This is a genomic window from Pseudomonas svalbardensis (assembly GCF_030053115.1).
Lineage (GTDB): Bacteria > Pseudomonadota > Gammaproteobacteria > Pseudomonadales > Pseudomonadaceae > Aquipseudomonas > Aquipseudomonas svalbardensis.
Genome location: NZ_CP125619.1, coordinates 3,304,508 through 3,331,414, shown reverse-complemented (window position 1 = coordinate 3,331,414; position 26,907 = coordinate 3,304,508). Strand labels below are relative to the sequence as shown.

General features: G+C 59.7%; 21 protein-coding genes and 1 pseudogene. 9 read left to right on the top strand and 13 right to left on the bottom strand.

All coding sequences use genetic code 11. From position 1 onward, the window contains the following. Positions 1 to 24: 24 nt before the first annotated feature. Positions 25 to 1,062, top strand: a complete 1,038-nt coding sequence (locus tag QFX16_RS15345; protein ID WP_283180338.1) for an AraC family transcriptional regulator — start codon at positions 25 to 27, stop codon at positions 1,060 to 1,062. Between the two features lie 29 nt (positions 1,063 to 1,091). Here QFX16_RS15345 and QFX16_RS15340 read toward each other — a convergent pair whose 3' ends face one another. Beyond that, positions 1,092 to 3,551 (bottom strand): DUF3141 domain-containing protein, encoded by a 2,460-nt coding sequence (locus tag QFX16_RS15340; protein WP_283180337.1) that lies wholly within the window; start codon positions 3,549 to 3,551, stop codon positions 1,092 to 1,094. A gap of 255 nt (positions 3,552 to 3,806) precedes the next feature. Here QFX16_RS15340 and phaP point away from each other — a divergent pair, with 255 nt between their 5' ends. After that, on the top strand, positions 3,807 to 4,376 hold the full coding sequence (gene phaP, locus QFX16_RS15335) for a TIGR01841 family phasin (RefSeq protein WP_283180336.1): 570 nt from the start codon (positions 3,807 to 3,809) through the stop codon (positions 4,374 to 4,376). A gap of 103 nt (positions 4,377 to 4,479) precedes the next feature. On the opposite strand, the gene QFX16_RS15330 is transcribed toward phaP, so the two are convergent. The 10 genes from QFX16_RS15330 to QFX16_RS15285 all read right to left on the bottom strand — a co-directional run bounded on the left by QFX16_RS15330 (position 4,480) and on the right by QFX16_RS15285 (position 17,561). Continuing rightward, positions 4,480 to 6,501 carry a nitric oxide reductase activation protein NorD gene (locus tag QFX16_RS15330; RefSeq protein ID WP_283180335.1) on the bottom strand — a complete coding sequence of 674 codons (2,022 nt, stop codon included), beginning with the start codon at positions 6,499 to 6,501 and terminating at the stop codon, positions 4,480 to 4,482. Beyond that, complete coding sequence (locus QFX16_RS15325; protein ID WP_283180334.1) at positions 6,502 to 7,317, bottom strand: CbbQ/NirQ/NorQ/GpvN family protein; 816 nt, start codon at positions 7,315 to 7,317, stop codon at positions 6,502 to 6,504. Then, on the bottom strand, positions 7,317 to 8,687 hold the full coding sequence (locus QFX16_RS15320) for a cbb3-type cytochrome c oxidase subunit I (RefSeq protein ID WP_283180333.1): 1,371 nt from the start codon (positions 8,685 to 8,687) through the stop codon (positions 7,317 to 7,319). Before QFX16_RS15320 ends, QFX16_RS15325 begins: the two co-directional genes overlap by 1 nt. A gap of 15 nt (positions 8,688 to 8,702) precedes the next feature. Continuing rightward, positions 8,703 to 9,563, bottom strand: a complete 861-nt coding sequence (locus QFX16_RS15315; RefSeq protein ID WP_283180332.1) for a c-type cytochrome — start codon at positions 9,561 to 9,563, stop codon at positions 8,703 to 8,705. Between the two features lie 378 nt (positions 9,564 to 9,941). Further along, positions 9,942 to 10,448: a polyhydroxyalkanoate synthesis repressor PhaR gene (phaR, locus tag QFX16_RS15310; protein ID WP_283180331.1), complete on the bottom strand. Its 507-nt coding sequence runs from the start codon at positions 10,446 to 10,448 to the stop codon at positions 9,942 to 9,944. Positions 10,449 to 10,577: 129 nt separating this feature from the next. Beyond that, complete coding sequence (locus QFX16_RS15305; RefSeq protein WP_283180330.1) at positions 10,578 to 11,846, bottom strand: OprD family porin; 1,269 nt, start codon at positions 11,844 to 11,846, stop codon at positions 10,578 to 10,580. Positions 11,847 to 11,973: 127 nt separating this feature from the next. Continuing rightward, positions 11,974 to 13,746, bottom strand: a complete 1,773-nt coding sequence (locus QFX16_RS15300) for an acyl-CoA dehydrogenase C-terminal domain-containing protein (RefSeq protein WP_283180329.1) — start codon at positions 13,744 to 13,746, stop codon at positions 11,974 to 11,976. 64 nt (positions 13,747 to 13,810) lie between these two features. Then, a complete protein-coding gene (locus QFX16_RS15295) occupies positions 13,811 to 15,481 on the bottom strand; it encodes a cation acetate symporter (RefSeq protein WP_283180328.1) in 1,671 nt (556 codons plus the stop codon). Further along, entirely contained in the window at positions 15,481 to 15,807 is a 327-nt protein-coding gene (locus QFX16_RS15290; RefSeq protein WP_008146418.1) for a DUF485 domain-containing protein, read from the bottom strand. The genes QFX16_RS15295 and QFX16_RS15290 overlap by 1 nt, the downstream gene beginning before the upstream one ends. A gap of 131 nt (positions 15,808 to 15,938) precedes the next feature. Further along, complete coding sequence (locus QFX16_RS15285) at positions 15,939 to 17,561, bottom strand: acyl-CoA synthetase (RefSeq protein WP_283180327.1); 1,623 nt, start codon at positions 17,559 to 17,561, stop codon at positions 15,939 to 15,941. A gap of 232 nt (positions 17,562 to 17,793) precedes the next feature. On the opposite strand from QFX16_RS15285, the gene QFX16_RS15280 reads away from it, so the two are divergent. From QFX16_RS15280 to QFX16_RS15255, 6 genes are all read left to right on the top strand, one after another. Further along, on the top strand, positions 17,794 to 20,070 hold the full coding sequence (locus QFX16_RS15280; RefSeq protein WP_283180326.1) for a PAS domain-containing sensor histidine kinase: 2,277 nt from the start codon (positions 17,794 to 17,796) through the stop codon (positions 20,068 to 20,070). A gap of 4 nt (positions 20,071 to 20,074) precedes the next feature. Further along, positions 20,075 to 20,710 carry a response regulator transcription factor gene (locus QFX16_RS15275; protein ID WP_283180325.1) on the top strand — a complete coding sequence of 212 codons (636 nt, stop codon included), beginning with the start codon at positions 20,075 to 20,077 and terminating at the stop codon, positions 20,708 to 20,710. A 351-nt stretch (positions 20,711 to 21,061) separates the two neighbouring features. Beyond that, complete coding sequence (locus tag QFX16_RS15270) at positions 21,062 to 22,162, top strand: AI-2E family transporter (RefSeq protein ID WP_283180324.1); 1,101 nt, start codon at positions 21,062 to 21,064, stop codon at positions 22,160 to 22,162. A gap of 66 nt (positions 22,163 to 22,228) precedes the next feature. Beyond that, the gene (locus QFX16_RS15265) at positions 22,229 to 22,660 is read left to right on the top strand and encodes a hypothetical protein (protein WP_283180323.1); all 432 of its coding nucleotides are present in this window, start codon (positions 22,229 to 22,231) and stop codon (positions 22,658 to 22,660) included. A 13-nt stretch (positions 22,661 to 22,673) separates the two neighbouring features. Continuing rightward, positions 22,674 to 23,138 carry a MaoC family dehydratase gene (locus QFX16_RS15260; RefSeq protein ID WP_074876624.1) on the top strand — a complete coding sequence of 155 codons (465 nt, stop codon included), beginning with the start codon at positions 22,674 to 22,676 and terminating at the stop codon, positions 23,136 to 23,138. A gap of 100 nt (positions 23,139 to 23,238) precedes the next feature. Next, complete coding sequence (locus QFX16_RS15255; RefSeq protein WP_283180322.1) at positions 23,239 to 24,423, top strand: patatin-like phospholipase family protein; 1,185 nt, start codon at positions 23,239 to 23,241, stop codon at positions 24,421 to 24,423. A gap of 18 nt (positions 24,424 to 24,441) precedes the next feature. Here the strand turns inward: QFX16_RS15255 and QFX16_RS15250 are convergent, their stop codons facing one another. Both QFX16_RS15250 and QFX16_RS15245 read right to left on the bottom strand, forming a co-directional pair. Beyond that, complete coding sequence (locus tag QFX16_RS15250) at positions 24,442 to 25,089, bottom strand: MliC family protein (protein ID WP_283184575.1); 648 nt, start codon at positions 25,087 to 25,089, stop codon at positions 24,442 to 24,444. Positions 25,090 to 25,476: 387 nt separating this feature from the next. After that, a pseudogene (locus QFX16_RS15245) lies at positions 25,477 to 25,583 on the bottom strand (DeoR/GlpR family DNA-binding transcription regulator); the annotation flags it as partial. A gap of 215 nt (positions 25,584 to 25,798) precedes the next feature. Here QFX16_RS15245 and nspC point away from each other — a divergent pair. After that, positions 25,799 to 26,896, top strand: a complete 1,098-nt coding sequence (gene nspC / locus QFX16_RS15240; protein ID WP_283180321.1) for a carboxynorspermidine decarboxylase — start codon at positions 25,799 to 25,801, stop codon at positions 26,894 to 26,896. Positions 26,897 to 26,907 lie beyond the last annotated feature (11 nt).

Sequence of the window (26,907 nt, the reverse complement as noted above, 5' to 3'; positions counted from 1 at the left end):
GTTCCACAGGTCATTGAGGACGTCATGTATAGAATCAGTTCAGGTTATGCCAGCGTGCTGGTGAATACGCTCTCGGCACAAGGGCTGGATGTTGCCAGTCTGTGTCGGGAGGCTGGGATGGACATGGAGTCCGTTAACAACCCGGGAGCGTACTGCGAACGAAGGGCTATTTATCGGCTATGGGAACTGGGAGCCCAGGCCGCTGGCGATCCAGACATCGGTTTGAAGGCCTATGGAAACTTCCATCCCGGTAACCTTCAGATCGTCGGCTACACCATGATGTCCAGTTTGAATCTGAAAAAAGCACTTGAACGCCTGGTACGTTTCAGCCCTTTGATCAGTACCGGATTCAGCCTCTTCTTTTTGCCGGAGCAACAGCATTATCGGCTGGCGGCGCTTGATCATCAGCAAAAGGGGTCGGTCAAACCCCGGCAGTACTCGGATGCAGGCATGGCGTCATTGCTGGGTTTTTGCCGTTGGCTGGCGGGAGGCAACTTACCGCAACCGCTGAGTGTGGAGTTCGCCTATCCCGAACCTGAAGACACGTCCGAGCATCAAAGGCTGTTTGGCTGCGACCTGCATTTTGGGGCTGCCTATGACAGCATCCTGTTTGACGGGCAGGAGCTTCTGCGTCCGCTGAGCATGGCTAACGAAGAACTGGCGGTACTGCATGACAGTTTTGCCGAAGCTCGATTGGTTTCGCTGCATGGCTTCACCATCGTCGGCAGAATTCGGGCACTCATTACCAAGCGCTTGAGTCAGGGCCAGGGGTCGTGTGATATGGAGTCGATCGCGGCCGCATTGAACATCAGCAAGCGAACGCTACAACGCACCCTGGAAAAAGACGGGACGCAATTCAAGGACGTGCAGAATGCCGTGCGCCGGCAATTGGCCGAATTCTACTTGCGCAATTCTCGCTTCAACATGAAACATGTCGCGTATCTCCTTGGTTTTCATGACCACAGCAGTTTCAACAAAGCCTGTAGCCGCTGGTTTGGCATGACACCCGGTCAGTATCGGGCCGATGAATCGTTTGAAATCGAGGAAGCCGCGCCCGTGTGACGCGGTTCTCCTCACCGTTAAACGTTATTTCACCGGAGGTTTTTTACGCCTTTCTTGCCCTTGGCAGGTTTGCCCGCTGGACTCGCAATCTTGGCGATAGGGTCAGGGATCGCTGCGGGGTTTTTCTGCTTGATTGGCTCGGGGATTACCGCAGGGGTTTTCTGTTTGATTGGCTCTGGGGTTATCGCCGGGACTTTCTCTTCGATGGCCTCGGCTTCACCGGGTGGTTGGGTCAGGCTGAAACCCGGCAGCGGCACGTCGAGCAGCGTGTGCAGTTCACACCAGAATGGGTTGTCTGCGCCGCTGGTCAGCAGTTCCGGCAGTAAATTGGCGACGGCCGCGAGCACTTGCTGGCGTTCTTCGACCTCGGCAAGCATCAAGGGCAGGCTGTGCAGGCTTTCTTGCGGATGGGTGGCGACCAGCAGTTTTTGCAGGCGCAGGGTTTCGCGCAAATCAAGCGGCTCGGCACTGTAGCCCTGGAGCAGCACCTGCATTTGCAGGATCAATTTTTCGACACTTTCCTTGCCCGGCTCGTCGCTGTCGCGGCCCAGCAGGAACAGGATCCGTATCAAGGCTTCCATCAGGCCGCCAAGGGGCAGGGCATCCTGCAAGCGCTCGATCAAAACCTTGTCGTGCTGCTCGGCATGTTCCTGAAGATTTCGCCCGGGTGCATTGCCGGTGAGGCTGTTGAGTACGCCATACACGCCGTAGAAACACATTTCCTGAGCCGCATCGCGCAGATCCCGATAGCCGTTCAAGGCGTCCTGCACCTGGTTGGAAAACAGTTCCTGCCAGACCAGCAACGGGTTGTTCTGGCTGGCGGGGTGACGATCCTTGCTCACTTGGGCGGCACTGCCTGCCAGCCACCACAGCGCCGGGTTCAAACTGCTCCAGGCCACTTGCTGCTGATGGAAAGGGTGCGCCCGGCGCAGCAGTTCGGCGCCGGGTTCGTTGATCAGCTGGCGCAACCACGGGCGTATGAATTCGTCGTACACACTGTTGTTGATATCGGACGCGCGCTGGACCTGCGCAAATTCGCGATCGTCATCACGGGGCGGCTGCACCTGGCCATGGATGTCGGCGATACGCCGGCGTTCGAAACGCACGGCATACGGCGTCGCCGAATTCTCCGGCAGATCTTCGATCAGCATTTCATACAGCCCGGCTGACAGCGCATTGATCGCATCGACCGCACCGAGCAGTTCACGGTGTTCACGCCGCGCCACTTCACCGGACACGAAGATGCCCAGGTGACCGATGCTCGCGTGTCGCAGGTAAACGATGGTGCGTCCGGCATTTTGCAACGCGAGATCGCTGGGATAGACGTCGGTGATCCAGTCCAGTGCCTGCTGCGGGGAGGTGATGTTGTCGCCATACGAGCAGAACACCATCACCGGCACTTCGATCAGCTTGAGGTCAAGCCCGCTGCTCTTGCGACCGAGGCCACCGGACAGCCGATTGCCGATGAACAGGTCGTCGACAATCATCTCGATCTCTTCGCCATTGAGCAGGGTCGGGCTGCCCCACCAGCGTTCGAAATCCAGAAAGCGTGCGGCCTCGCTGTCGACTTCGCTGAACAGGTGGTAGTACTTGCCCCAATAGGTGTTGGCCGGGTCCAGGTTTTCGAAATTGCTCACCAGCCAGGTGCCGTCGAAACGGTCATTACCGAGGTCGCTACCGAGGCGTGCCATCCAGCCACCACCCAGCAAACCGCCGGTGTAGCGCATCGGATTGCGGCCATTGACGCCGGCCCAGTACGACAACGGCGCACCATTGACGATGATCAGCCCCGGCAGCTCCGGACGGGTGGCCGCGAGGCCCATTAACGCCCAGCCCGCCTGACAGTTGCCGATTACCACGGGTTTGGTGCTGTCGGGGTGTCGGGCGCTGACGACTTCGATGAACCGCGCCTGGGCTTCTGTGATATCGGCGAGGGTTTGCCCAGGACGTGGCGAGTGACTGAAGGAGACGAAGTAGGTGGGATGGCCGGCTCTAAGGCTCTCGCCAATGACCGAATCCTGTTTGAAACCGCCGATCCCTGAGCCGTGGCCGCCGCGTGGGTCAATGATGATCACCGGCTGTTTTTTGCTGTCGATCTGTTGTCCGGGACCGCCGAGGATTTGCAACAGCGAGTAATTGACGGGGCGGGGGAGGTCTTCACCGGCGACCAGCGTTTCATGATTGAACTTGAGCAGCAGCGGATACCCGGCGCGTTCGTGGGCCAGGGTGTTGTCGCCGCGCTGACGCAAGGTGTCCCAGAACAACACGCTGCGTTGGCCGAGGTCCGTGAAGTATTCCTGCCAGTCAGCAGGCGTTGGCTGTCGAAGTTGCCCAAGGCTTAAAGGCGCGAAGGTTTTTGCCTGGCGCTTCTGCACGGCGTCGAGGACGTTACGGGTATTGAGGCGTTGCAGATGATTCAGGTGCTCGAACAAGCCGACGGGGTCGGAGAGCTTTTCATCTTGCAGCGCAATATTAACTTCCTGACCCATCGTGATCTCCTGACGCTATGCATGGGAACCTGCGCATCTGAACCCTTTAGTTAAAGAGGGCTAGGCTGGCCGTTCGACAGACTGGAGTTTATAGCGAATAGGGTAGGCATGAGCAAAGTTTATTTTGCACCGCAAAAAAATAGACGTTGCCAAATGGTTTTGTGCACTGCAATATCAAGGCTAACGCGATGACTGGCCAGATCGCTATCGCGTCTTCAGGTCCATCAGGGCCTTCCAGCACCAGGAGATTCAAGCATGTCTTTTTTCAATTCGGAAAAACTGCAAACCGCTCAGAAAGCCAACCTCGATCTTTTGCAGCAAATCAGCGGCAAAGTCTTCGCCAGCGTTGAACAGCTCAGCCAGTTACAGTTCAAGGCACTGCGCGACTCCACCGAAGAGCACTTCGAAGGTGTTCGCAAGCTGCTGGCCGTCCGTGATCCACAAGGTTTCGCCGAGCTGCAGGCTTCTTTCACCCAGCCGAGCGCGCAGACCGAACGTCTGGCCGAGTTCAATCGTCAGGTTCAAGCGCTGATCGTGGGTACTCAGTCGGACATCGCCAAATTGACCTCGAGTCAGGTCGAAGCGGGCACCCAACAGGTGCAAGAGTTCGTTGAAGCCATCAGCAAGAATGCACCGGCCGGCTCCGAGCCTGTTGTGGCAGCGTTCAAGTCGAGCCTGGCGAATGCCGGTACCGTGTTCGAAAGCGCACAGAAAGCTGTAAAACAGGCTGCCGATGTGGCTCAGAGCAGTTTCGATGCAGCGACTGCCACGGCCACCAAAGCGGCTCCAGAAGCAAGCGCCAAGGCTACCAGCGGTAACAAGTAAGTCGCATTAGATCAGCGGCACCAATGGCGATGGGTTTACTCCCCATCGCCATTTTTTTTGTGCGGCGAAAGACCTTGGCGAGGGCGGTGCCGGCTGACTGGGTTCACGCTGATACCAGTCGCCTGATCCAGTCCAGCAGGACACCGGGCAACAGTTCGGGTCTGTGCAGCAAGGCGTATTGCCGCGAGCCGAATACCGCTGGCAGGTAATTCGCTGCTTGGCGGTCGATGGTCAAACAGAAGGGATAGATGCCTTGGAGCTTGGCTTCAATCACGGCCTGACGCATGTCTTCCACACCATAGCGGCCTTCGTACTGATCAACATCGTTCGGCTTGCCGTCGGAGAGCAGTAACAAGAGACGGTGCGTGGCGGCTTCGCGCATCAGCAATGTGCTGGCGTGGCGCAGGGCGGCGCCGGCCCGGGTATAGCGTTCCGGTTCGAGGGCGGCAATGCGCCGACCGACTTGATCGCTGTAGCGCTCATCGAATGCTTTCAGGGTGCGGATCGTTACCCGCTGCGGCCCTTCGCCGGAAAACGCCAGCACGCAATAAGGCTCGCCCAGACTCTCCAGCGCCAGACAGACCAGCAGCAACGCCTCGCGCTCGACATCAATGACCCGGCGATGGCAGGACAGCCAGCTGTCAGTGGAGCCGCTGACGTCGATCAGCAACATGATCGCCATGTCGCGCCGGCCACGGCGCTGTGTCTGATACAGCGCCTGCGGCATGCTCAGGCCGGCGCGGGCCTCGGCGCAACCGTCGATATACGCCTCCAGATCGATATCGTCGCCCTCCCATTGTTTGCGCAACCTGACGCGTTGGGCCCGCAGACTTTCGAATTGCCGGCGGATGGCATCGAGCACCGGACGGTGAGTGTCAAGGGTTCGCTCGACCCACTGCTGCGGGCCTTCCAGGGCGGGGCACAGTTGCAGGGTCGACCCCGGATCACGGTAGGCCTGGCGGCGGTAATCCCACTCGGGATAGCTGATTGCGTTGCTGGCGAGATCCTGTGCACCGTGCTGAGCGCGGGTCTGTGGCGGGTTGTCAGACAGCAGCACTTCTTTCGACCGACCTGCCGTGATCACCAGTCGGGCTTCGTTGAGTTCGGCCAATGACTCGGCGAAATCAGCCGCCGGGGTGTCAGTATCCCGGTCGACAGGGCGCTGCATCCCCATGGGGTCTTCGGCCTTTTCCAGCGGTTCGGCGGGCTGCACCATCCACAGGCCTTGTTCCTGATCGTCGTCCTCGTCGGCACAGGCTTCGCGCTCAGTGGGTTGACGTGCGAGGCGGGCGCTGCGGGGCAGGGTATCGGTGGTGTCGATTTCGCCGGGCAAGGGCTGCACCTGCAGACCCGACGACGGTTCGCGCAGATCGCCGGTCCACGCATCGAGCAGCAACAGATGAGCGCCCAGCTTGTGCGGTTCGTCGATGGACAGGAAACGTTGCGCAAGGGTTTCTGACTGTTGTACCGAGTCGGCCGTTTTGGCGGGTATCTCCAGTCCTTCCAGAGGCGTGCCGCATTCGCTGTGCAGCAGTAAACGAAGGAAGTTTTCCAGGGGTTGTCGCGGATTGGGAAAGGCGTGAAGTGACGGGCGAGTCGCCAGGGCATGTTGGCGCAAGCCATGGATCGATGGCGCCAGCCCCGGCAACAGTCGCACCAAATCCGTATCGGCGGCCCAGGCTTCCAGAAGTAGATAGACGCTGCGCTGCATCGGGTTGTCGAGGGCTGACAGGGTGCTGGCACTGCCTCGTCGGGCACGCATCGCCTGTTGCAAGGCCAGGGTTTTATAGCGTTGCAGCGTGAGCGGACCCTCGTGGCTGCCCAAGTTCTCCGGTAGCCATATCGTCACGCCATCGGTCGCCGGGACGGCGTTTTGCCGACACGGCTTTTCATAACGCAGCAAAAGCTTTTTCAGGAACGTGGGGGGCGAGGGTGGTTGCGCGACACGCAGCGGATAGTGGGTGTTGAACACCGCCTTGATCAGTAAATCGAGGTGTTGTGCGACATCCCCGAGGGTGACGACTTTTGCGGTGTCCGAGGGTGCCCGGTGACGACGCCACAACGCCTGCGCATACACCGTAGCGTGGCGAGCGACGTCGGTGATGAGGTCCTCGGCTTCGGCCATCTAGATAAAAGTCAGGTCGACGAGGTCGCGCATGGCCGCGACCAGCACCGCATCATCGGACAGCGGCGAGATCAACGCGACCCGGCACGCGATGGGCGCAGCAATGCCGCGGGCAATCAGTCGCGCCGTGGCAATCAGCAGACGAGTGCTGGGGACTTCCGCCAGGCCCCGGTCCTGCAAGGCGCGTAGCCGTTGGGCGAGGGTGACCAGGGCGTGCGCGGTGGCGTAGTCGGCTCCACCCTCATGGATGACGATGGCGATTTCGCGCTCGGCCGGTGGGAAGTCAAAATCCAGTGCCACAAAGCGTTGGCGGGTACTTGGTTTCAAATCCTTGAGTATTCGTTGGTAGCCGGGGTTGTAGGACACCACCAGCTGAAAGTGTGGTGAGGCTTCGAGGATCTCGCCGATTTTGTCCAGCGGCAGAATCCGTCGGTGGTCGGTCAGCGGGTGCAGGACGACAATCGTGTCTTGCCGCGCTTCGACCACTTCGTCCAGGTAACAGATAGCGCCTTCGCGTACGGCTCGGGTCAGTGGGCCTTCCGTCCAATGGGTGCCCTGGTGACCGATCAGGAAACGCCCGACCAGGTCGCTGGCACTCAGATCGTCATGGCAGGAAACAGTGATCAGCGGGCGTTTTAGACGCCAGGCCATGTGTTCGACAAAACGGGTCTTGCCACAACCGGTGGGTCCTTTGAGCATAACGGCCAGTTGCTGCGCATGGCATTGCTCGAATATCGCCACCTCGTCGCCGCTGGGCTGGTAATAGGGTTCAGCTTGCGGCGCTGCGGGTTCGGCGTGCATCAGCGAACGTTCCATCACAGCGCCGCGCCTGAGGCTTGAGGTGTGGCCAGGACCGGATCGGCTTCATCGACATTGAAGTCCGGCGCATGGCGGAAAAATTCGAAGATGAACAATCCGGCACCCAGGCTGAACATCGACGCCGTCGCTACCAGCATCAGGAAGTGCACCTGAATTTTCAGCTGCACGTCCAGGTAGCCCAGGCCGAGAATACGCTCCAGGTACACCTGACCAATGCCCGCCGTGGCAAATGACAGGGTCATGCCGAACATTCCCCCCAACTGCAGCCAGAACGCCCAGTAACCGATACTGCTTTCCTCCACCGGACGACGGGTCATGCCGGGCAGCGCATAGGTGATCATCGCCAGGACAATCATGGCATAGGCGCCATAGAAGGCCGCATGGCCATGCATGGCGGTAATCAGGGTGCCATGGGTCCACTTGTTGACGTCGGGGAAGGTGTGAGCCAACCCCAGCAGACCGGCGCCGAACATGGTGAACACCGCGCTGCCCAAGGTCCAGTGCAAGGCCAGTTTGTTGGGGTGAGAGAGGCCGGAGCGGCGCATCGCGTTGTAGGCATAGATCGCCATGCCGATCAGCGCCATCGGCTCAAGTGCACTGAAAAAACCGCCCAGTGGCAGCCAGTAATGAGGAACGCCGATCCAGTAATAATGGTGTGCCGTGCCCAGAATGCCGGCAATGAACACCAGTCCGACGATGACGTACAGCCACTTCTCCATCACCTCGCGATCAGCACCGGACAGCCGGATCAGCAGATAGGCAAGAAAGCCGCCCTGGATCATCTCCCAAACACCTTCGACCCACAGGTGGATGGTCCACCAGCGGTAATAGATCGATACCACGTAATTTTCATAGTGCAGCAGCGCTGGCAGAAAGAGCACGGCGGCGCTGGCCAGGCCTAGCAGCAGGACGCCCTCGGTGGCGGTGAAACGCCCGGCCTTCTTGATCGTCATGCCGATGTTATAGAGGAACATCAGCATGCAAATCACGATCACGATCTTGTGGGGCAGCGGCTGTTCGAGCAGCTTGTTCCCGGTGCCATATCCGAACAGGTAGCCAAGAACGGCGGTGACACCCATGGCCGTCCACAACCCGAGCTGAATGTAGGCCAGTTTGGTGCTGTGCAGCTCGCCACGGGACTCGTCCGGTACCATCCAGTAGGTCGCGCCCATGAACCCGGTGAGCACCCAGACGATCAACAGATTGGTGTGAATGGACTTGGTGATATCGAATGGCAAGAGGTTCAGCAGCGGATCCGGCCCGAGGTATTTGGCCGCTGAGAGCAGGCCGAAGACCAGTTGCAGGCCAAACAACACCATGGCAACGGCGAAATACCAGTAGGCGACGGATTGAGATCTGTAGCGCATGGTCATCCCCTGCGGTTACTGGAACGACGCCAGATAGGCGACCAGTTGATCGATCTGTTCGGGCGTTAGCGATTTGACGAAGGTGTCCGGCATGAAGGACATACCGTTGGCGGAAAACATGTCGCCCGGATGCAGGTAGACACTCGGCGTGACGATGGATTCGCGGATGAAGCCTTCGGCGTCCTTGGCCTTGCCCTTGTAGTCAGGCGAGGCGATGACCTGCTTGGCCCGACTGGCCAACCCGGCCAGTGATGGCCCGGCGAGGTTGACGCCCGGCGCAATCGAGTGGCAAGCGCTGCACACCGGGGTGGCGGTTGTTCGAAACAGCGCCTCGCCCAGGGCGATCGGGTCTTCCTTGCCGGACACCGGGCGGGCGGCGGGGGGTGGTTGGTCGCCGCCGGTGGCATTCTGCTGCGCCACGGTGAGGTCCATGCCGGGGATCGACGCACCGGTTACCAGAATAGGGCGCGGCGGCCAGCCTTGATTGTCGACCTTGCTCACCCAGTCGAGGAAGGCGATCAAATCGGCGATTTCCTCGTCGCCGAGTTTCAGGTTCGGCATCAGTCGGCGATGGCGTTTCTCGTCATAAAACTTTGAAGGGTCTTTGAGGAACGCAGTGAGATACGGGGCGCCGCGCAGCTGGGTGATTTTGGTCAGGTCCGGGGCGTAATAAGCACCCTCGCCGAACAGGGTGTGGCAATTGATGCAATTGTATTGATGCCAGACATCCTTGCCGCGAGTCACCTGCGGCGTGATTTGCTGGGCATTGGTCAGTGTGGGGAACTGCCGGTGACTATCAACCGTCATGCCCAGAAACACCACAGCGGCGATCGCCGTCGATATCAGCGCGAATGAGCGAGTCTGGCGTTTGTTCATTGCGAACTCCCTATACGCCGATACCGGTCCAATAGGTGATGCCGATCACGCCGGCATAGACGACCGCGCTGGCCATCAGCACGAGCACTGCATAGCTGACGAGCTTCAAGACTTTGTGCACGACTGCCTCCCAATCTGAAAGTGCAGGTGGAAAGTGCCTGGTCATTCGCGTTACGCATTCAGTGTTGATGCGCGCGAAAGAGCGTTAGCCCGTTGCACTGACGATTGCTTGAGGACTGCATTCGAACAGCTGCGAACAGGCGCTAAAGATTGACGACTTCACCAAGCCTTGCGTTCAGGTGCCGTGGTTCAGTGGGGGAGGCAGGATGACTGTGAGCCTAGTAGACGTCGCGCGACTGTCAATGACTCGGGTGGACTTCATTCACCGTCTTTTTTCTTTCCACCATCAGCGTCTGGCTTGCCGCCGAACATGCCAAACAGGTTCTGGGTATTGAGATACAACGCCTTCGACTGGTCGACATACTGGCGCATCAGGTCCTGCATCACCGGGGCCTGTTGATGCATGAAGTCGCTCCAGGCCTCGGACGACTGCGCGCCAGTCTGGGACTGGACGTCGATCACAGTCTGGATGCTCTTGTCCAGGTAACTGCCGAGTACGCCCTGATATGGGCCGTAGAACTGGATAATCCCCATCAGCATTTCGGTGGTGAAGATGGGCTCACCGCCGCTTTCGGCTTCCAGAATCACTTGCAGCAGGATGCTGCGCGTCAGATCCTCGCCACTCTTGGCATCGACCACCTGAAAGGCAATTTTGTCGACCACCAACTGGCGTATGTCCGCCAGCGTCAAATGACTGCTGGTGTGGGTGTCATACAGTCGGCGATTGGGGTACTTCTTGATCAGGCGGGGAGTGGTATCTGTCATGCGGGCGTCTCGCGGCGGGCCTGGTTTGCAGGCATCTTATCCTACTATGGCCACTGTCGCGGATGATCGTTCCCACGCTTAACGTACCGATCGTTCTCACGCAGAGCATGGGAACGATCATTGCGGTGCTTACCAGATCGGCAGGGTGTAGCTGACGATCAGGCGGTTTTCATCCAGATCGCTGCCGAAGTTGGTCGAGCGCACCGTCGCATTGCGCCACTTCACCCCGACATTCTTCAACGGCCCGCTCTGCACGACATAGCCGATGTCGGTATCACGTTCCCATTCCTTGCCTTCCGGGCGGTTGCCGCCCAGATCGATGTTGTCGCCGGTGAGGTAGCGGGTCATGAAGGTCAGGCCCGGAATGCCGATGGCCGCAAAGTTGTAGTCGTAGCGCGCCTGCCAGGACTTTTCGTCCTTGCTGGCGAAGTCGCCGATCTGCACGAAGTTCACCAGGAAGGCATCGGTGCCGTTGACGTAGGCGTAGCCGGTGTCGCCGCTCATGCCTTGATAACCCAGGCCCAACGCATGCCCGCCGAGGTTGTAGGTGAACATCGCGCCAATGGCATTGTTATCGACATTACTGCCGCCGTCGTCTGTGGAGCGGGCGAAGCGCAGATCCGTCTTCAGCGACTGGCCCGTCGTGACGGGCAGCACGTAGGTCAGGTTCACCAAGTGCTGGCTGTAGAAGTTGTCGAGGTGACCATAGCTATAGCCGGTGGCGAGGTTGCTGGTCCATTTGTAGTTCAGGCTGGCGAAATCGAAGCTGTCGGTGTCGACATGACGCGTGATGATGCCCTTGGCACCGGTTCGGGTGATGCCCATGTCCTCGTAGTCCGAGGAGTCGCGCTGATTGACCTGCGTCAGTCGCCCGGCATCCACGGTCAGGCCTTCGAGCTCCAGCGACGTCAACTGACCGCCCTTGAAGGTTTGTGGCAACAGCCGTGAATCGTTGGCCAGTAACGTGGGCAGTTTCGGCAACAGCGTGCCGAGTTTCAGCGTGCTTTTTGAGGCACGTACTTTGGCGGTCAGGCCCAGTTCGCCGTACTCGTCCTGCGCACCTTTGCTCGTGTCGCGGTGGCGTTTGAGCAGGCCGGAGCCTGCGCGATCCGGGCTGGAATCGAGCTTGACGCCGACCAGTCCGATGGCATCGAAACCGACACCGATCCAACCGTCGGTGAATCCCGATTCATAGCGCAGCAGGAAACCCTGGGCCCATTCCTCTTGTTTGGATTGGGCGGCGTTGTCCTGGCGATAGTCACGGTTGAAATAGAAGTTGCGCAGCTCAAGGCTGGCCTTGCTGTCTTTGACGAAGTCAGCGGCGGCGGGGGCCGAGAGGCTGATGACGCCGCCGGCCAGCAACAGTCGGGTAGCGAGGGTGCGGGTGTTGCGGTCCATGGTGAAGCCCCTTTGTTTTTATTATGGAAAGACAGGTCCCGCGGCCCTCGCCAGATGGGCGAGGGCTTATCGATAAAAAACGCGAACGCCAAAAGATAGGAGCGTGGCGCCGCGTGCGGTTCAATCGTTAGAACTGTTCGGCGCTCAGGCCAAACAAGGAGGCACTGCCCGCGCGGATGGATTGCTCCAGACTCAAAATGCGCGGCAGCAGGCGGTGGATATAGAAGTCGGCGGTGGCGATTTTCGCGCCATAAAACCCTTCGTCTTCGTGCAGCTTTTGCTTGGCAACCTGTGCCATGCGCGCCCAAAGCCAGGCGTAGGCGACGTAACCGAACAAGTGCAAATACTCCACCGACGCGGCGCCGACTTCGTTGCGATTGGTCGCGGCTTGATCCTGCAGCCAGTCGCTCAGGTCTTCCAGACGCTGCACGGCATCGAACAGTTGAGCGGAGTAGGGCGCGTCAGGCTGATGGGCGAAATGACGGATCTCAGCGGTGAACTGGCGCAGCGCGAAGCCCTTGTCGGCGAGCACTTTGCGTCCGAGCAGGTCCAGAGCCTGAATGCCGTTGGTGCCTTCGTAGATCTGCGCGATGCGCACGTCACGGACCAATTGTTCCTGGCCCCACTCGCGGATGTAGCCATGGCCACCAAACACTTGCTGGCCGTTGATGCAGCTTTCGAGGCCGGTGTCGGTGAAAAACGCCTTGGCTACCGGCGTGAGCAGCGCGACCAGGGTTTGCGCGCTGTCGCGTTCCTTGGCGTCATCGGAAAACTTCGCCAGGTCCAGTTGCTGCCCGACGTAACTGGCAAACGCGCGGCCACCTTCAGTCATGGCTTTCATGCTCAGCAGCATGCGGCGCACATCGGGGTGGACGATGATCGGGTCGGCCACTTTGTCCGGGGCGATGGCACCGCTCGGCGCGCGGCTCTGCACACGTTCGCGGGCATAAGCGACGGCGCTCTGATAGGACGCTTCGGCGCAGCCAATGCCCTGAATGCCGATGGACAAGCGCTCGTAGTTCATCATGGTGAACATCGCTGCCAAGCCTTTGTTGGCTTCGCCGACCAACCAACCGCTGGCGCCGTCGAAGTTCATCACGCAGGTGGCCGAGGCTTTGATGCCCATCTTGTGTTCGATGGAACCGCAACTCACGGCGTTGGCATCGCCGATGGAACCGTCGGCATTGACCAGTACTTTGGGCACGACGAACAGCGAGATGCCTTTCGGCCCCGCCGGTGCGTCCGGCAGTTTGGCCAGCACCAGATGGACAATGTTTTCGGTCAGGTCCTGATCGCCACCGGTGATGAAAATCTTGCTGCCGGTGATGCTGAAGCTGCCGTCGACCTGTGGTTCGGCGCGGGTGCGGATGATCCCTAGATCGGTGCCGGCGTGGGCTTCGGTCAGGCACATGGAACCGGCCCAGCGGCCTTCGTACATCGGCGGCAGGTAGAGGTTTTTCAGGGTGTCGCTGGCGTGGGCATCCAGTGCCAGGCAGGCACCGGAACTCAACGCTGAATAGAGTGCAAAGCTTGAGTTGGCGCCGTAGAGCATTTCTTCGAACTGCACGGCGAGCATCTTCGGCATGCCCATGCCGCCGAAATCGGCGTTACCGGAAAGACCCACCCAGCCGCCTTCGATGTAGGTGGCATAAGCCTGTTTGAAACCGATTGGCGTGCTGACCTGGCCATCGACCCACTGGGCGCCTTCCTCGTCGCCGCTGCGATTCAATGGCGCAATCAGGTGAGAGGTGACTTTGGCCGCCTCCTCAAGAATGGCGTCAGCGGTGGCGGCATCGACACTGTCGGCCAGAGCTGGCAGGCGCGCCCACAGGGCCGGGGCGTCGAACACTTCATGCAGCACAAAGCGCATGTCGCGCAGCGGGGCGTTGAATTCGGGCATAACGTGAACCTCAAAAGGTTGTGCGATGGGCACGGCGCCGCTGGAGCAGGCCGTGCCCTTTCAATCAATGAGCAGAAGCGCTGGCGGCACCGAGGCCGGTCTGGGCGCGAACGAACTGGTCGGCGTAAGCGTCACGCTCCTTGTCGGCCCGCACGCTGCGGTCGAGTTTTGACACCACGACGATCACAAAGAACGCCAGCGGCATGGAGAACAGCGCCGGGTGGTCGTACGGGAAGATCGCGTGAGCATGGCCGAGCACGGTGACCCAGACGGCAGGCGAGAGGATCACCAGCACCAGCGCACAGATCAGGCCGGCAAAACCCCCGATGATCGCGCCTTTGGTGGTCAAGCCTTTCCAGTACATGGCCATGATCAGCACCGGGAAGTTGGTCGATGCAGCGATGCCGAAGGTCAGGCCCACCAGGAACGCGACGTTCATCTTCTCGAACAGAATGCCCAGCAGAATCGCGATGATGCCAAGGCCCACGGTGGCCATGCGGGTCACGCGCATTTCCTGTTTCTGACTGGCTTTGCCCTTCTTGAACACCGTGGCGTAGAGATCGTGGGATATCGCCGAGGCACCGGCCAGGGCCAGCCCGGAGACCACCGCCAGAATGGTGGCGAAGGCCACGGCCGAGAGGAAACCAAAAAACAGGTTGCCACCGACCGCTTTGGCCAGGTGCATGGCGACCATGTTGCCGCCGCCAATCAAGGCGCCGCCGACTTCACCATTAACGTAGTACTGCGGGTCGGTGCCGATGATCACCATCGCAGCAAAGCCCAGGGTGCAGACAACAAGGAAGAAGAAACCGATGAAGCCCGTCGCGTAGAACACCGACTTACGCGCTTCCTTGGCGTTAGGCACGGTGAAGAAACGCATCAGAATGTGCGGCAGGCCGGCAATCCCGAACACCAGGCCCAGCGACATCGAAGCGGTGTTGATCGGGTCGGCGAGCATTGAGCCGGGGCCCATGATGTTCCAGCCGCTGGCATGGGCTTCGACGGCTTTGGTGGCCAGGGTTTCGTAGCTGAACCCGAATTGCGACATCGCCATCAACGCCAGGGTCGTGCCGCCGGCAAGCAACAACACAGCCTTGATGATTTGCACCCAGGTGGTGGCGATCATGCCGCCGAAAATCACATACACCAGCATCAGTGCACCGACGATCACCACGGCTACCGGGTAGTCGAGACCGAATAGCAGTTTGATCAACTGACCGGCACCGACCATCTGCACGATCAGGTAGCAGCACACCACCGTCAGCGAACCGAAGGCGGCGAAGATCCGCACTTTGTTCTGGTCCAGTCGATAGGACACGATGTCGGCAAAGGTATAGCGCCCCAGGTTGCGCAGACGCTCGGCCATCAGGAAAGTGATGATCGGCCAGCCGACGAAGAACCCGATGGTATAGATGAAGCCATCGTAGCCCTTGGCGAACACCAGACTGGACAGCCCCAGCAGCGTGGCGGCGGACATGTAGTCGCCGGCAATCGCCAGACCGTTCTGGAACCCTGTGATGCCACCGCCCGCGGTGTAGAAGTCAGACGTGGATTTGGTTTGCCGCGCGGCCCACCAGGTGATGGCCAGCGTGCCCAGCACGAAGACGAAGAACATGCCGATCGCATGCAGGTTGAGCGGTTGTTTTTCCACCGCACCCAGCGCGGGCGCAGCCAGCACAACGGAGGCCGGCAACAGCCCGGCAGCGGCGAGGAGAAGTTTACGGAGCAGGTTCATTACTTGCTCTCCTCGAGAATGGCGGCGCCCAGTGCATCGAAACGCGTGTTGGCGCTGTAGACGTACCAACCGGTCAGTAGCCAGGAAAAAATGATGATCGCCGCGCCAACCGGCATGCCCAGGGTCAACATCCGATGCTCGGCGAGCGGCGCATGCAGCCACTGCGGGGCAAACGCCACCACCAGCATGAACGCGTAGTAAGTGCCCAGCACCGCAGCACTCAGCGACCAGGCCAGACGCGAACGGCTGCTCACCAATTGAAGGAATTTCGGATTGGACCGAATGCGTTCACAGCGTTGGGTATCGGTTGAATGGATGTCGATCATGGTGGCTCCACCTTGTTGTTGTTATCGGTGCTTGTGGTATTCAAGGGCAGGGCAGTGCCGAATCCGACCTGCACGAGCCCGAAGCGGCCGGTAAAAACACCGGCCGCTTGACGGGTACAACGTCGATTCGGTTAGAGCGCTTTGGCCCTGTCGCGCAGAACGTACTTCTGGATCTTGCCGGTTGAAGTCTTCGGCAGCAGGGTGAAAACCACCGTGCGCGGGACTTTGAAGCCGGCCAGGTGTTCGCGGCAGAAACTGATGATGTCGGCCTCGCGAACGTCCTGGTGGTCTGCCTTCAACGTGATAAAGGCGCAGGGCGTTTCGCCCCACTTCTCATCGGGACGGGCGACGACGGCCGCTTCCATGACGGCTGGATGGCGATAGAGCACACCTTCCAGTTCGATGGTGGAAATGTTCTCGCCACCGGAAATGATGATGTCCTTGAGTCGGTCCTTGATCTCTACGTAACCGTTGGGATGACACACCGCCAGGTCACCGGTGTGGAACCAGCCGCCTTCGAACGCTTCGGCCGTAGCGGTCGGGTTCTTCAGGTAGCCCTTCATCACGGTGTTGCCGCGCATGAAGATCTCACCGATGGTCTGACCATCCCGCGGGGTCGGCTCCAGTGTCTTCGAGTCGCCGACCATCACGCCTTCGAGCGTCGGGTAGCGCACGCCCTGACGGGATTTGATTTGCGCCCGTTCGTCCAGCGGCAACTCATCCCATTCGGCATGCCAAGCGCAGAGCGTCACCGGACCATAGGTTTCGGTCAGGCCATACACGTGGGTGACCTTGATGCCCATTTCTTCCACGGCACCGATCACTTTGGCCGGTGGTGCGGCACCGGCGACCATCGCGTTGACCGGGTGATCGATCGCCGCTTTAGCCGATTCCGGCATGTTGACCAAGGCATTGAGCACGATCGGCGCGGCGCACAGATGGGTGACCTGATGCTCGCGGATCAGCGTGAGGATTTTTTGTGGATCGACACGGCGCAGGAACACATGCACACCGGCCATGGCAGTGATGATCCACGGGTAGCACCAACCGTTGCAATGGAACATCGGCAGGGTCCAGAGGTACACCGGGTGGTTGCCCATGGCCCAGGTCATCTGGTTGCCCAACGAGTTCAGATAAGCACCGCGATGGTGGTACACCACGCCTTTGGGGTTGCCGGTGGTGCCTGAGGTGTAATTCAGCGAGATGGCTTGCCATTCGTTCGCCGGCCACTGCCAGGCGAAGGCCGGATCGCCTTCGGCCAACAGCGCTTCATAGTCCAGATCGCTGACAGCCTGACCTTCGCCGTATTCCGGATCATTGACGTCGATGACCAGCGGCGGGTGATCGAGCATGCCGATCGCCGCGTGGATCACATCATGGAACTCGCGGTCGGTAATCAGCACCTTGGCTTCACCATGCTGCAGCATGAAGGCGATGGCTTCGGCATCCAGACGCACGTTGAGCGGGTTGAGCACCGCGCCAATCATCGGCACGCCGAAGTGCACTTCAAGCATCTCGGGAATGTTGGGCAGCATCACGGCCACCGTGTCGTTCTTGCCGATGCCGCGACCGGCCAGCGCCGAAGCCAGACGGCGGCAGCGGGTGTAGGTCTGCGCCCAGGTGCGGCGAATAGAACCATGGATGACGGCGGGGTAGTTAGGGTAAACGCTGGCGGTGCGCTCGATGAAGCTGAGCGGAGACAAGGCAATATGATTGACAGCCGCAGGGCCTAGCCCTTGTTCATAGATCGACATGTACGGGTACTCGGTGGCTGATTGTTAGCTCTATAGGTGACCCTTGCAGCGTTGCCGCTGAGGGCACCTTTTATGTCCGGCTTGCTTTATATAACATTCAGCCACATATATGGAAGTACAACCTACGTCATATAGGATATGTACTATATTTGCTTCTGGCAGATCCAAAATGAATGCAGTCACACCGCCAAGGCCGGTATATCCTTGGCTTCCCCAACGAAGCGGACCTTTGATGACCCTGACTCCCGTTCGATTGCACAGCTGGTTGCGCCTGCAGCGCGAGGGTGTGTCTCTGGCCGCCCGGGCCGATGCGTTGTGCCGTGCGCTGCAGGATTGCCCCGAGGTGCGCCGGGCGGTTTACCTGAGTTGGCAATCCAATGCGAGGATTTACAGCCACGAGGGCGCCGCCCAGCATTTTCCACCGGGGCTGGGCGACCCTTCGCTGGCCAGCGATCAGCGGCTGTTTGATCGGCTGGTCGAGGCGGGGCGACTGGACCTGGCTCAAGTACGTCAACTCGATTGCTGGTTGGCCGGGCGACTGCGTCGGGCGGCTATCAGCCATGGCCAGGTGTTTGATCTGGCTTTGCAACCGGGGCAGCCGGGGTTGTTGCTGGTGGAAGTGTGCGAGGGCGTGAGTCTTGATTGGCTGGGTTGGGTGCAGGACTTGCTGACGACCTTGCTGAGCAGCGTCAACGGTATGCTGCGCGGCTCGCCGCTGTTGGGTCACGATCCACAGCCGAGTCTTTTGCTCGATGCGCAGGGCCGGCCGCTGGAATTCAATGCCGCGCTGTTGGCACTGCTCGCCGAAAAGCCGCTGACTGATGTGCTGGGTTTTCTGCCGGTCAATCACCGGGTGCTGGTCCGTGCCTGCCTCGACCAGCAACGCGCCATCGACGGGGTCGAAGCCCAGTTCGAAGCGCAGATCCTGATCTGGACGTTTATCCCCGATCCCCAGGACAACCGTGTGCTCGCCCGTTGCCGCGATGCCACTGCACAAGTGCTGGCCGAGCGTGAAGCCGCCACGGCACGGCGGCTGTACCGGCTGATCATCGAGAACACCACCGACCTGATTTCCCGACACACACCGGACGGACGCTTTCTGGATGCCTCGCCTGCGTCCTGGACATTGCTCGGCTACTGGCCGGAAGAATTGCGCGGGCAAATGGCCCAGGGTTTGTTCCATGGTCAGGACCTGGCCAGCCTGGTGCAGCGCGCGCGGGATGCCCTGGAGCAGGACGGTTATCACACAATGACGTATCGCATTCGTCATCGAGACGGGCATTACCTGTGGTTCGAAACCGCCAGCCGGGCGATTCGTGAGACCTACACCGGGACGGTGGTTGAAGTGGTCAGCGTGTCCCGGGACATCACCGCCCGGGTGCAAGCCGAGGAGAACAAGCGGCGTCTGGCGGAGGTCGTCGAGGCCAACACCGATCCGGTGTTGTTCATCGACCCCGAGGGGCAAGTCACTTACCTCAACCCGGCGGCGCGGCGCATTCTCGGGATCGACGAGCAACAACCGATGCCGGCGTTGGCAGAATTATTCGCCAGCGCCGACCTGGCACGTCTGCAGCGTGATGGCTGGAGCAGCGCCGAACGCGACGGTGTCTGGAGCACCGATGCGCGATTGCAGCCACCGGGTGGCGGCACTTCCGTGCCGGTATCGCTGGTGCTGTTGGCGCACCGTTCGGCCGGCGGCGAGCGCTATTACTCCTTGGTTGCGCGGGACATGACCGAGCGTGAACTGCGTGAGGTGCAACAGCGCCGCCATCAGGACGAACTGGCCCACACCGCGCGGTTGGTTACCCTGGGTGAATTGGCCTCGGGCATCGCTCACGAAATCAACCAGCCGTTGGCGGCGGTGGTCAATTACGCAAATGCCAGCCAGCGCTATTTACAGACGCTGGATTCAAATCCCCAGGCCGCCGCCCGAGTGGCGCAAGGTCTGGAACGCATTACCCATCACGCCACGCATGCCTCGGAAGTGATCAGACGTTTGCGCGCGTTTCTGCGCAAGGGACAGCGCCGGATGCAGGCCCTGAATTTTGCCGACGTCGCCCGCGAGGCCGTGCGTTTGTGTGCCTGGGAAGCGAGCAATTGCCAAGTGACAATCGAGGATTGCCTGCCGGATAATCTGCCGCCGATTTATGCCGACCGGGTGCTGCTGGAGCAGGTGCTGCTCAATCTGTTGCGCAATGCCATCGACGCCAACCGCGAACAACATCCGGGGCAACCTTCGCTGATCGTGATGGCTGCGGGGCAGGGCGGTGGTGCAACCGTGGAAATCAGTGTGCAAGACCAGGGGCCAGGCGTCAGCGAGCCCGAACTGGAGCAGATATTTACCCCGTTCTATACCAGCAAGGCCGATGGCCTGGGACTTGGCTTGTCCATGAGCCGCAGCATCATCGAAGGTTTTGGTGGCGAATTGCAGGCCCGACGCCAACCTGTCGGGCTGCTGATGTGCTGCCGCCTGCCGCTGGCCGGCCCAACAAAACAACAACAGGAATAACGCAATGGCAGGTGTGACGGAGCACGTGGTGTATGTGGTCGACGACGATCAAGGCATGCTCGACTCAACGGTCTGGTTATTGGAATCGGTAGGGCTCAAGGCCTTGCCGTTTACCAGTGGCGTGGAGTTTCTCAATGCTTGTGATGCCACGCTCGATGCCTGCGTGCTGCTCGATGTTCGCATGCCCGGCATGGGCGGTTTGAACGTGCAGGAAGAAATGCGCACACGTGAGCTGAACCTGCCGATCATTTTCGTCAGCGGGCACGCGGATGTGCCGATCGTGGTTCGCGCCTTCAAGGCGGGCGCCCATGACTTCATCGAGAAGCCCTATAACGAGCAATTGCTGCTGGACAGCGTGCAACAGGCGCTCAGTAACTGCGCAGTAAACCGCTCAGGCAATCAGGGCCACGAAGCCTTGCAGGCGCGCTTGCTGACACTGACCCCACGGGAGCGCGATGTCTTGCTGCCGCTGGTCCAGGGTTACACCACCCGTGAGATCGCTGAGCAACTGGGCGTGAGCGCAAAAACCGTCGACCTGTATCGCTCGCGGGTGATGAAACGCATGCAGGCCAATACCTTGCCGGATCTGGTGGGCATGGCCATCGCCGCTGAACTGGTCGATCCGCTGAAACTGCGGTGATGCGCGCAGGGGTAACAGGGGTGTCAGATGAATCCACCCCTCACCCTAACCCTCCCGAAACGTCGGACCGCCCCAGAGGGTAGAGGGGACTGACCGAGTTGTTCTTAGAGTTACATCGACCTGAAAGCCCGAGTCGAACTCAGGTATAGAAGCACATGGAGATCTGCCCCCTTTCCCCCTCTCCCCTGTGGGGAGAGGGCTGGGGTGAGGGGTGGATCCTGAGCCAGGCACAAAATCCAGAATCACCCAATCAACGCTTCGCTTTCAACCCATCCAGTCAATTATCCAACTGAACGTCTATGCTGGGCTAACCGATCTCATCCCCCTGCAGCGATCTGCAAGGAGGCAGCAATGGTGCCCACATCCAGTTCCGAGAAGGCGTTCACACGCAGTCTGCTCGATGTTTTGATCCGTGCCGGACTGATTGCCGTACTGGTGCTGTTCTGCTTTGAGATCTTCAGCCCGTTCCGCGACCTCATGCTGTGGTCGCTGATCCTGGCGATCACCCTTTATCCGCTGCAAGAACGGCTCAAGGGGCCGCTGGCTCAGAAAGACGGCCACATTGCGACGCTGATTGTGCTGATTGCTATCGTAGTGCTCATGGTGCCGATCTATCTGTTGGTCACCTCGATTGCCGATTCGGTCGCGCATGCCATGACCACCGTCAAGGACGGCAACTTCCATATTCCGCCACCCGCTGACTCAGTCGCTGACTGGCCGTTAGTGGGCAAGTCAGTCTCGGCTGTATGGCTGCAGGCCTCAACCGATCTTCCCGACCTGGCAGCGAAGTACCTGCCGCAGATAAAACATTTCAGCGTGAGTTTCCTGGGCAAACTGGCCGGCGTCGGCATGGGGTTCCTCACCTTTATCTTTGCATTGATCATCGCCGGCATCTTCATGGCCTATGGCGAGAGCGGCAGGCGCAGCGCGGTACAGATCGCGACCCGCGTCAGCGATCCGGGCAAGGGACCGAAAATCGCCGAACTGTGTACCGCAACGATCCGTGCGGTCGCGCTGGGGGTGGTCGGCATCGCCTTCATCCAGATGCTGCTGGTGGGGATCGGATTCGTGCTCATGGGCGTCCCCGGTGCCGGGCTGCTTGCCTTGGCGGTGCTGCTGCTCGGCATCATGCAATTGCCGGCGACGCTGATTACGCTGCCCGTGATTGCCTTTGTGTTCGCCACCGAGGGGGCCAGCACGGCGACCATCATCTTCGCCATCTATGTGTTCGTTGCCGGCCTGGTGGATAACGTACTCAAGCCTTTGCTGCTGGGGCGCGGTGTCGATGTGCCGATGCCGGTGGTGTTGATCGGTGCCCTCGGCGGCATGGTCACCAGTGGCATCCTCGGGCTGTTCATCGGCCCGGTGGTGCTTGCGGTCGGCTATCAGTTGTTTTGGCAATGGGTGGAAGATCAGCCGCAGAACAGACCGGACGTCCCGCCGATGTTATGACTGGCCGGGCTTGCGCTAGCATGAAAGGTGTTCAGGCCACTCGTCCTGACGAGCAGGGCTGCCGCCATGACTGCACAGAATCATCCACTGCTGGACCAGGTGCTGATCGCCCATGGTGGTCTGGAACGCTGGAACCACTTCAGTAAAGTTCGCGCCACGCTCGTGACCGGCGGCTCGCTGTGGGGCATGAAAGGGCTGACGCAGGACAGTGCGCCCCGCCAGATGACCGTTTGGCTGCATCATCAGCGCGCTTCGGTGATGCCATTCGGTGGGCCTGATCAACGGACGGCCTTTCCCGAGAACATCGCCACTCACTGCGCGGTGCAGGATTTCTACTTCGGCGAGGACTTCCTGCTTCGTCGACACGACTACGACGTGGACGTGAGTGGCGGCCTGCCTGCCGCGCAGTATGTCCATGACTCCGTTGAAGCAGACGGGCAGCCAGACAAGGATGTCTTGAGGGTGGCTATCGACCTCAGCGACATCCGCTACGCCTAGAGAGGGTTGAATCATGACCATCCATTCCTGGGAAAAACTCTACCTCGATGACCTGAGCCTGGGTCAGCAGTTCGAAAGCGACAGCTTGCGTGTCCATCGAGCGTCGATGCTGGCCTTTGCTCAGGAGTTCGACCCGCAACCGTTTCACCTCGATCCTGAAGCCGCCGAACTGAGCCTGTTCCGTGGTCTGGCAGCCAGTGGCTGGAACACCGCCGCCCTGACCATGAAGCTGCTGGTGGAAAGCGTGCCATTGGCAGACGGGATCATCGGCCTGGGCATCGAATTGAGCTGGCCGACGCCGACCTACCCGGACGATCTGTTGCGTTTGCAATGCACCGTGCAGGCCATCGATCCATCCAGCACCAAACCAGACCGGGGTGTGGTGACCCTGTTCATGGAAACACTCAATCAAAACGACAAGGTCGTGCAGCGAGCCACCGGCAAACTGCTGGTCTTCAGAAGACCGGCGCCTGATTGAGAACGTAGTCATGGGTGTGTGGAGCGTGCGTGATCGGCAAGGCGTCTTGCCGTTACATTGAGCGCGTTCTTTGTCGATTGCAGGGGCCGGAGGCGGCGTTGTGAAAACATTCCTGCTCAGACCTAGCGCCTCAACGCTGAACATGTTGCGTCAAGCGTGCCTGCAACGCCGAGATGCGGTGCCGCCAACGTTAACGGAAAAAGCGCTCATCCCTGGCATTCCAGATGCTCGCTACTGGCTGGACCAGGATCTGACGCCGTTCATTCGGGATGTGAGTCAGGCCAACCTTCGAGAGGCTGAGGCGCTCGCCAGCGCAGGGATGCCCAATGACACCCTGCCGCTGGCAAGCATGTTGGCCGTTTCGGGGGGCGGCGATGCAGGCACATTCGCGGGGGGCATCATTGCGGGATGGACCCTGCATGGGACTCGACCTGTGTTCAAAGTCGTCACCGGCATTAGCGCTGGCGCCCTGGTCGCCCCGTTTGCCTACCTGGGGCCCCAGTACGACGGTGTCATTCGGGGTATCTGCAACGCAGTCGGTCCAAAAGACATTTTCCATGCGCGCAATGTGCTGACCCGTCTTGCCAGCGACGGTATCGCGCACAGCAAGCCTCTGTCGCGGCTCATTGCACAGCACATCACTGCCGAGGTGCTTGCGGCGATCGCGTCGGAATACGCCAAAGGACGTCTTCTGATGATCGGCACCACCGACCTTGATTCTGGACGCCCGGTCACCTGGAACATGGGCGCTATTGCCTCCAGCCAGGCACCGGGCGCGCTCGACCTGTTTCGCAACATCATGATCGCGTCGATGAGTATTCCCGGCGCCGTTTCACCCGTCATGATCGATGTGGAGGTTGACGGCCAACAGTTTCAGGAAATGCACGTGGACGGAGGCGTCCTGACTCAGGTGTTCCTTTACCCACCCGGCACCGTGATGGCGCTGAACCGTGTGACCGGTGCGCGTTTGCGTGATGAACGGCATTTCTATGTCATTCGCAACGGCAAACTGGAGTTGCAGTGGTCCGGAACCAAGCGCCGCACCTTGAGCATCGGCGGTCGCGCCATCAGCGCATTGATCCAGAGTCAGGGGATCAGCGATCTGGATCGAATTTACCGAATTGCACAGCAGGATGGGGCGGACTTCAATCTGGCGTACATCGGCTCCGACTTTGATATTTCTCGCAATCACAGATTTGATGGCGAGTACATGAAGCGCTTGTTCGATTACGCCTTTGAACTCAGTGCGAAAGGGTATCCGTGGCATAAATCGCCGAGTACGTGAGAGAGGGCCCCAGAGAAATCAGCTGACCGGCTCAGCCGTACAACTCATCGCCCCTGAACCTGGCTTCTGGAAAATGACCCCGTTGCCGTCTTGCCAGAAGCGATAGTTCCCCTGGGAATCCTTGCCAGTGTATTGGGTTCCCGAATCACTCGGCACCTGGCTCAGGGTGATCGAGGTGTTCGCCCATTTCAGGTACACGACACCTGGCTGCGTGTTAAAGAAGGTGGCGGCAATCAGTGCGTTAAACCCTGTACAACGAAAAGCCAGGGGGCCTTCGGTGAGCCTGTCTGGATCCTTGGTTCTCACAATGGCCGAGCCTTGGCGTAGCTGGTGCGCGCGCTCGGCATAACTTCGGATCGTGCACGCCTTGGGTTCAGACGTGGACGCACACTGATTACGGGAGTCGATCCAGAACTGCTGGTCGATCAAGACTTTGTCTGGCCGCGGTACTGAACGTTCATCCGTGAGCGCCAGGCGATAAAGACGCGTCAATTCGATATCCATCTGCGCCAGTTGCGAATCGCGACAGATAAGGTTTTCGACGGATGGCCTTGCCGTGGCGCAGTCGAAGCTGGTCTTGAACGACGCAGCATTTGCGCAGGTGCTCGTCGCCGCGCGAACGCTGGCAGCGAGCAGACAGGTGAAAAGGGTCGTGACCGTTTTCATGTTGGCTTCACCCAGATCATGACGTGATCCCCGGATTGCCATGGAACCTATCGATCTGTTGAACATTCATTCGTTCGCATTGGGTGTATCGCAGTGTAAGTCAGTGCTCAAAACTTGCCACTCCGCCGGGCGCAGAAACGCATGCCTTGTAGCAGCTGTCGAGCTTGCGAGGCTGCGTTCGGCTGCGCAGCAGTCGTAAACCCTGAGCGCGCGGTTTTCCTGATACACCGCATTGCCTGATTTCACGACTGCTACGTCCGATCGCGGCCCGAGCCGAACGCAGGCTTCGCCAGCTGCAGGTCACATGGGATTACCGAGGTATCAACGATGCCGGTTACTGGATCTTCACCAAGCTGTCCGGACTGAGCGTGGTTGACGGCGTGCGCACACGCTCAGCACCTTATGCTTGCGCAACTGTCGCGGCATAATTCACGGCGCTGTTCAGGAATCATCGGTGCGCCTCTTTCGGCGGCGATGTCCTTTTGATTAGGCATTCGGGCTCCAGATTAAGGAAAGCTGACGGTAAAGTTAGCGGTCAAACATAGTAGCGAAATCCGTGGCGGGATCAGTAGCGCGGCGATCTGACGGGGCCTGGGACTAAAATTGAGCCACGTTTCGCGTGGAGAGAGCTTCCTGCTCTTTCGATATGTAGCGAGTGAAGGCACAATGCGCATCCTTTTTTGGCTGGCCTTGCCGGAGGCGCCTCGAAATGATCAAAACGCCGTACTACCTCATCGACAAACAAAAGCTGCTGGCGAACATGCAGAAGATCGCCTATGTGCGCGAACAGTCCGGGGCCAAGGCGCTCCTGGCACTCAAGTGCTTCGCCACCTGGTCGGTGTTCGACCTGATGCAGCAATACATGGACGGCACCACGTCGTCGTCGCTCTACGAGCTCAAGCTCGGTCGACAGAAGTTCGCTGGCGAGACCCATGCCTACAGCGTGGCCTGGGCCGACGACGAGATCGAGGAGATGCTCGACAACTGCGACAAGATCATCTTCAACTCCATCAGCCAGTTGCAGCGCTACGCCGAGGCTTCAGCAGGCAAGGTGCGCGGCCTGCGGGTCAATCCGCAGGTGAGCAGCTCGGATTATCTGCTGGCCGACCCTGCGCGGCCGTTCAGCCGTCTGGGCGAGTGGGACCCGGTGAAGATCGAACAGGTTATCGAGCAGATCTCTGGCTTTATGTTCCACAACAACTGCGAGAACGGTGATTTCGGCCTGTTCGACCAGATGCTGTGCACCATCGAAGAACGCTTCGGCGACTTGCTGCACAAGGTCGAGTGGGTCAGCCTCGGTGGCGGTATCCATTTCACGGGTGAAGGCTACGCGCTGGACGAGTTCTGCGCGCGCCTTAAAACCTTCTCGCAAAAATACGGCGTGCAGGTCTACCTGGAGCCGGGCGAAGCCGCCATCACTCAGAGCGCGTCGCTGGAAGTCACCGTGCTCGACACCCTCTACAACGGCAAGCACCTGGCGGTTGTGGACAGCTCCATCGAAGCGCATATGCTCGATCTGCTGATCTATCGCCTGAATGCCAAGCTGGCGCCCAGCGAGGGCGAGCACACGTACATGGTGTGCGGCAAATCCTGCCTGGCCGGAGACATATTCGGTGAGTATCAATTTGATCGTCCGCTGGCGATCGGGGATCGGCTGTCGTTCATCGACGCAGCGGGCTACACCATGGTCAAGAAGAACTGGTTCAACGGCCTGAAAATGCCGTCCATCGTAGTGAAACAACTCGACGGTACTGTCGAGGTGGTTCGTGAGTTTGGTTACAACGACTACATGTCCAGCCTTTCGTAAGCTGGCAAAGA

What these genes read in the sequence shown, in the direction of transcription:
- QFX16_RS15275 (WP_283180325.1), top strand. Translation starts at nt 20,075, where the DNA reads ATGGCAGGTGTGACGGAGCACGTGGTGTATGTGGTCGACGACGATCAA.
- nspC (WP_283180321.1), top strand. Translation starts at nt 25,799, where the DNA reads ATGATCAAAACGCCGTACTACCTCATCGACAAACAAAAGCTGCTGGCG.
- QFX16_RS15280 (WP_283180326.1), top strand. Translation starts at nt 17,794, where the DNA reads ATGACCCTGACTCCCGTTCGATTGCACAGCTGGTTGCGCCTGCAGCGC.
- QFX16_RS15295 (WP_283180328.1), bottom strand. Translation starts at nt 15,481, where the DNA reads ATGAACCTGCTCCGTAAACTTCTCCTCGCCGCTGCCGGGCTGTTGCCG.
- QFX16_RS15265 (WP_283180323.1), top strand. Translation starts at nt 22,229, where the DNA reads ATGACTGCACAGAATCATCCACTGCTGGACCAGGTGCTGATCGCCCAT.
- QFX16_RS15315 (WP_283180332.1), bottom strand. Translation starts at nt 9,563, where the DNA reads ATGAACAAACGCCAGACTCGCTCATTCGCGCTGATATCGACGGCGATC.
- QFX16_RS15250 (WP_283184575.1), bottom strand. Translation starts at nt 25,089, where the DNA reads ATGAAAACGGTCACGACCCTTTTCACCTGTCTGCTCGCTGCCAGCGTT.
- QFX16_RS15290 (WP_008146418.1), bottom strand. Translation starts at nt 15,807, where the DNA reads ATGATCGACATCCATTCAACCGATACCCAACGCTGTGAACGCATTCGG.
- QFX16_RS15340 (WP_283180337.1), bottom strand. Translation starts at nt 3,551, where the DNA reads ATGGGTCAGGAAGTTAATATTGCGCTGCAAGATGAAAAGCTCTCCGAC.
- QFX16_RS15285 (WP_283180327.1), bottom strand. Translation starts at nt 17,561, where the DNA reads ATGTCGATCTATGAACAAGGGCTAGGCCCTGCGGCTGTCAATCATATT.
- QFX16_RS15300 (WP_283180329.1), bottom strand. Translation starts at nt 13,746, where the DNA reads ATGCCCGAATTCAACGCCCCGCTGCGCGACATGCGCTTTGTGCTGCAT.
- QFX16_RS15345 (WP_283180338.1), top strand. Translation starts at nt 25, where the DNA reads ATGTATAGAATCAGTTCAGGTTATGCCAGCGTGCTGGTGAATACGCTC.
- QFX16_RS15330 (WP_283180335.1), bottom strand. Translation starts at nt 6,501, where the DNA reads ATGGCCGAAGCCGAGGACCTCATCACCGACGTCGCTCGCCACGCTACG.
- QFX16_RS15320 (WP_283180333.1), bottom strand. Translation starts at nt 8,687, where the DNA reads ATGCGCTACAGATCTCAATCCGTCGCCTACTGGTATTTCGCCGTTGCC.
- QFX16_RS15260 (WP_074876624.1), top strand. Translation starts at nt 22,674, where the DNA reads ATGACCATCCATTCCTGGGAAAAACTCTACCTCGATGACCTGAGCCTG.
- phaP (WP_283180336.1), top strand. Translation starts at nt 3,807, where the DNA reads ATGTCTTTTTTCAATTCGGAAAAACTGCAAACCGCTCAGAAAGCCAAC.
- phaR (WP_283180331.1), bottom strand. Translation starts at nt 10,448, where the DNA reads ATGACAGATACCACTCCCCGCCTGATCAAGAAGTACCCCAATCGCCGA.
- QFX16_RS15270 (WP_283180324.1), top strand. Translation starts at nt 21,062, where the DNA reads ATGGTGCCCACATCCAGTTCCGAGAAGGCGTTCACACGCAGTCTGCTC.
- QFX16_RS15305 (WP_283180330.1), bottom strand. Translation starts at nt 11,846, where the DNA reads ATGGACCGCAACACCCGCACCCTCGCTACCCGACTGTTGCTGGCCGGC.
- QFX16_RS15325 (WP_283180334.1), bottom strand. Translation starts at nt 7,317, where the DNA reads ATGGAACGTTCGCTGATGCACGCCGAACCCGCAGCGCCGCAAGCTGAA.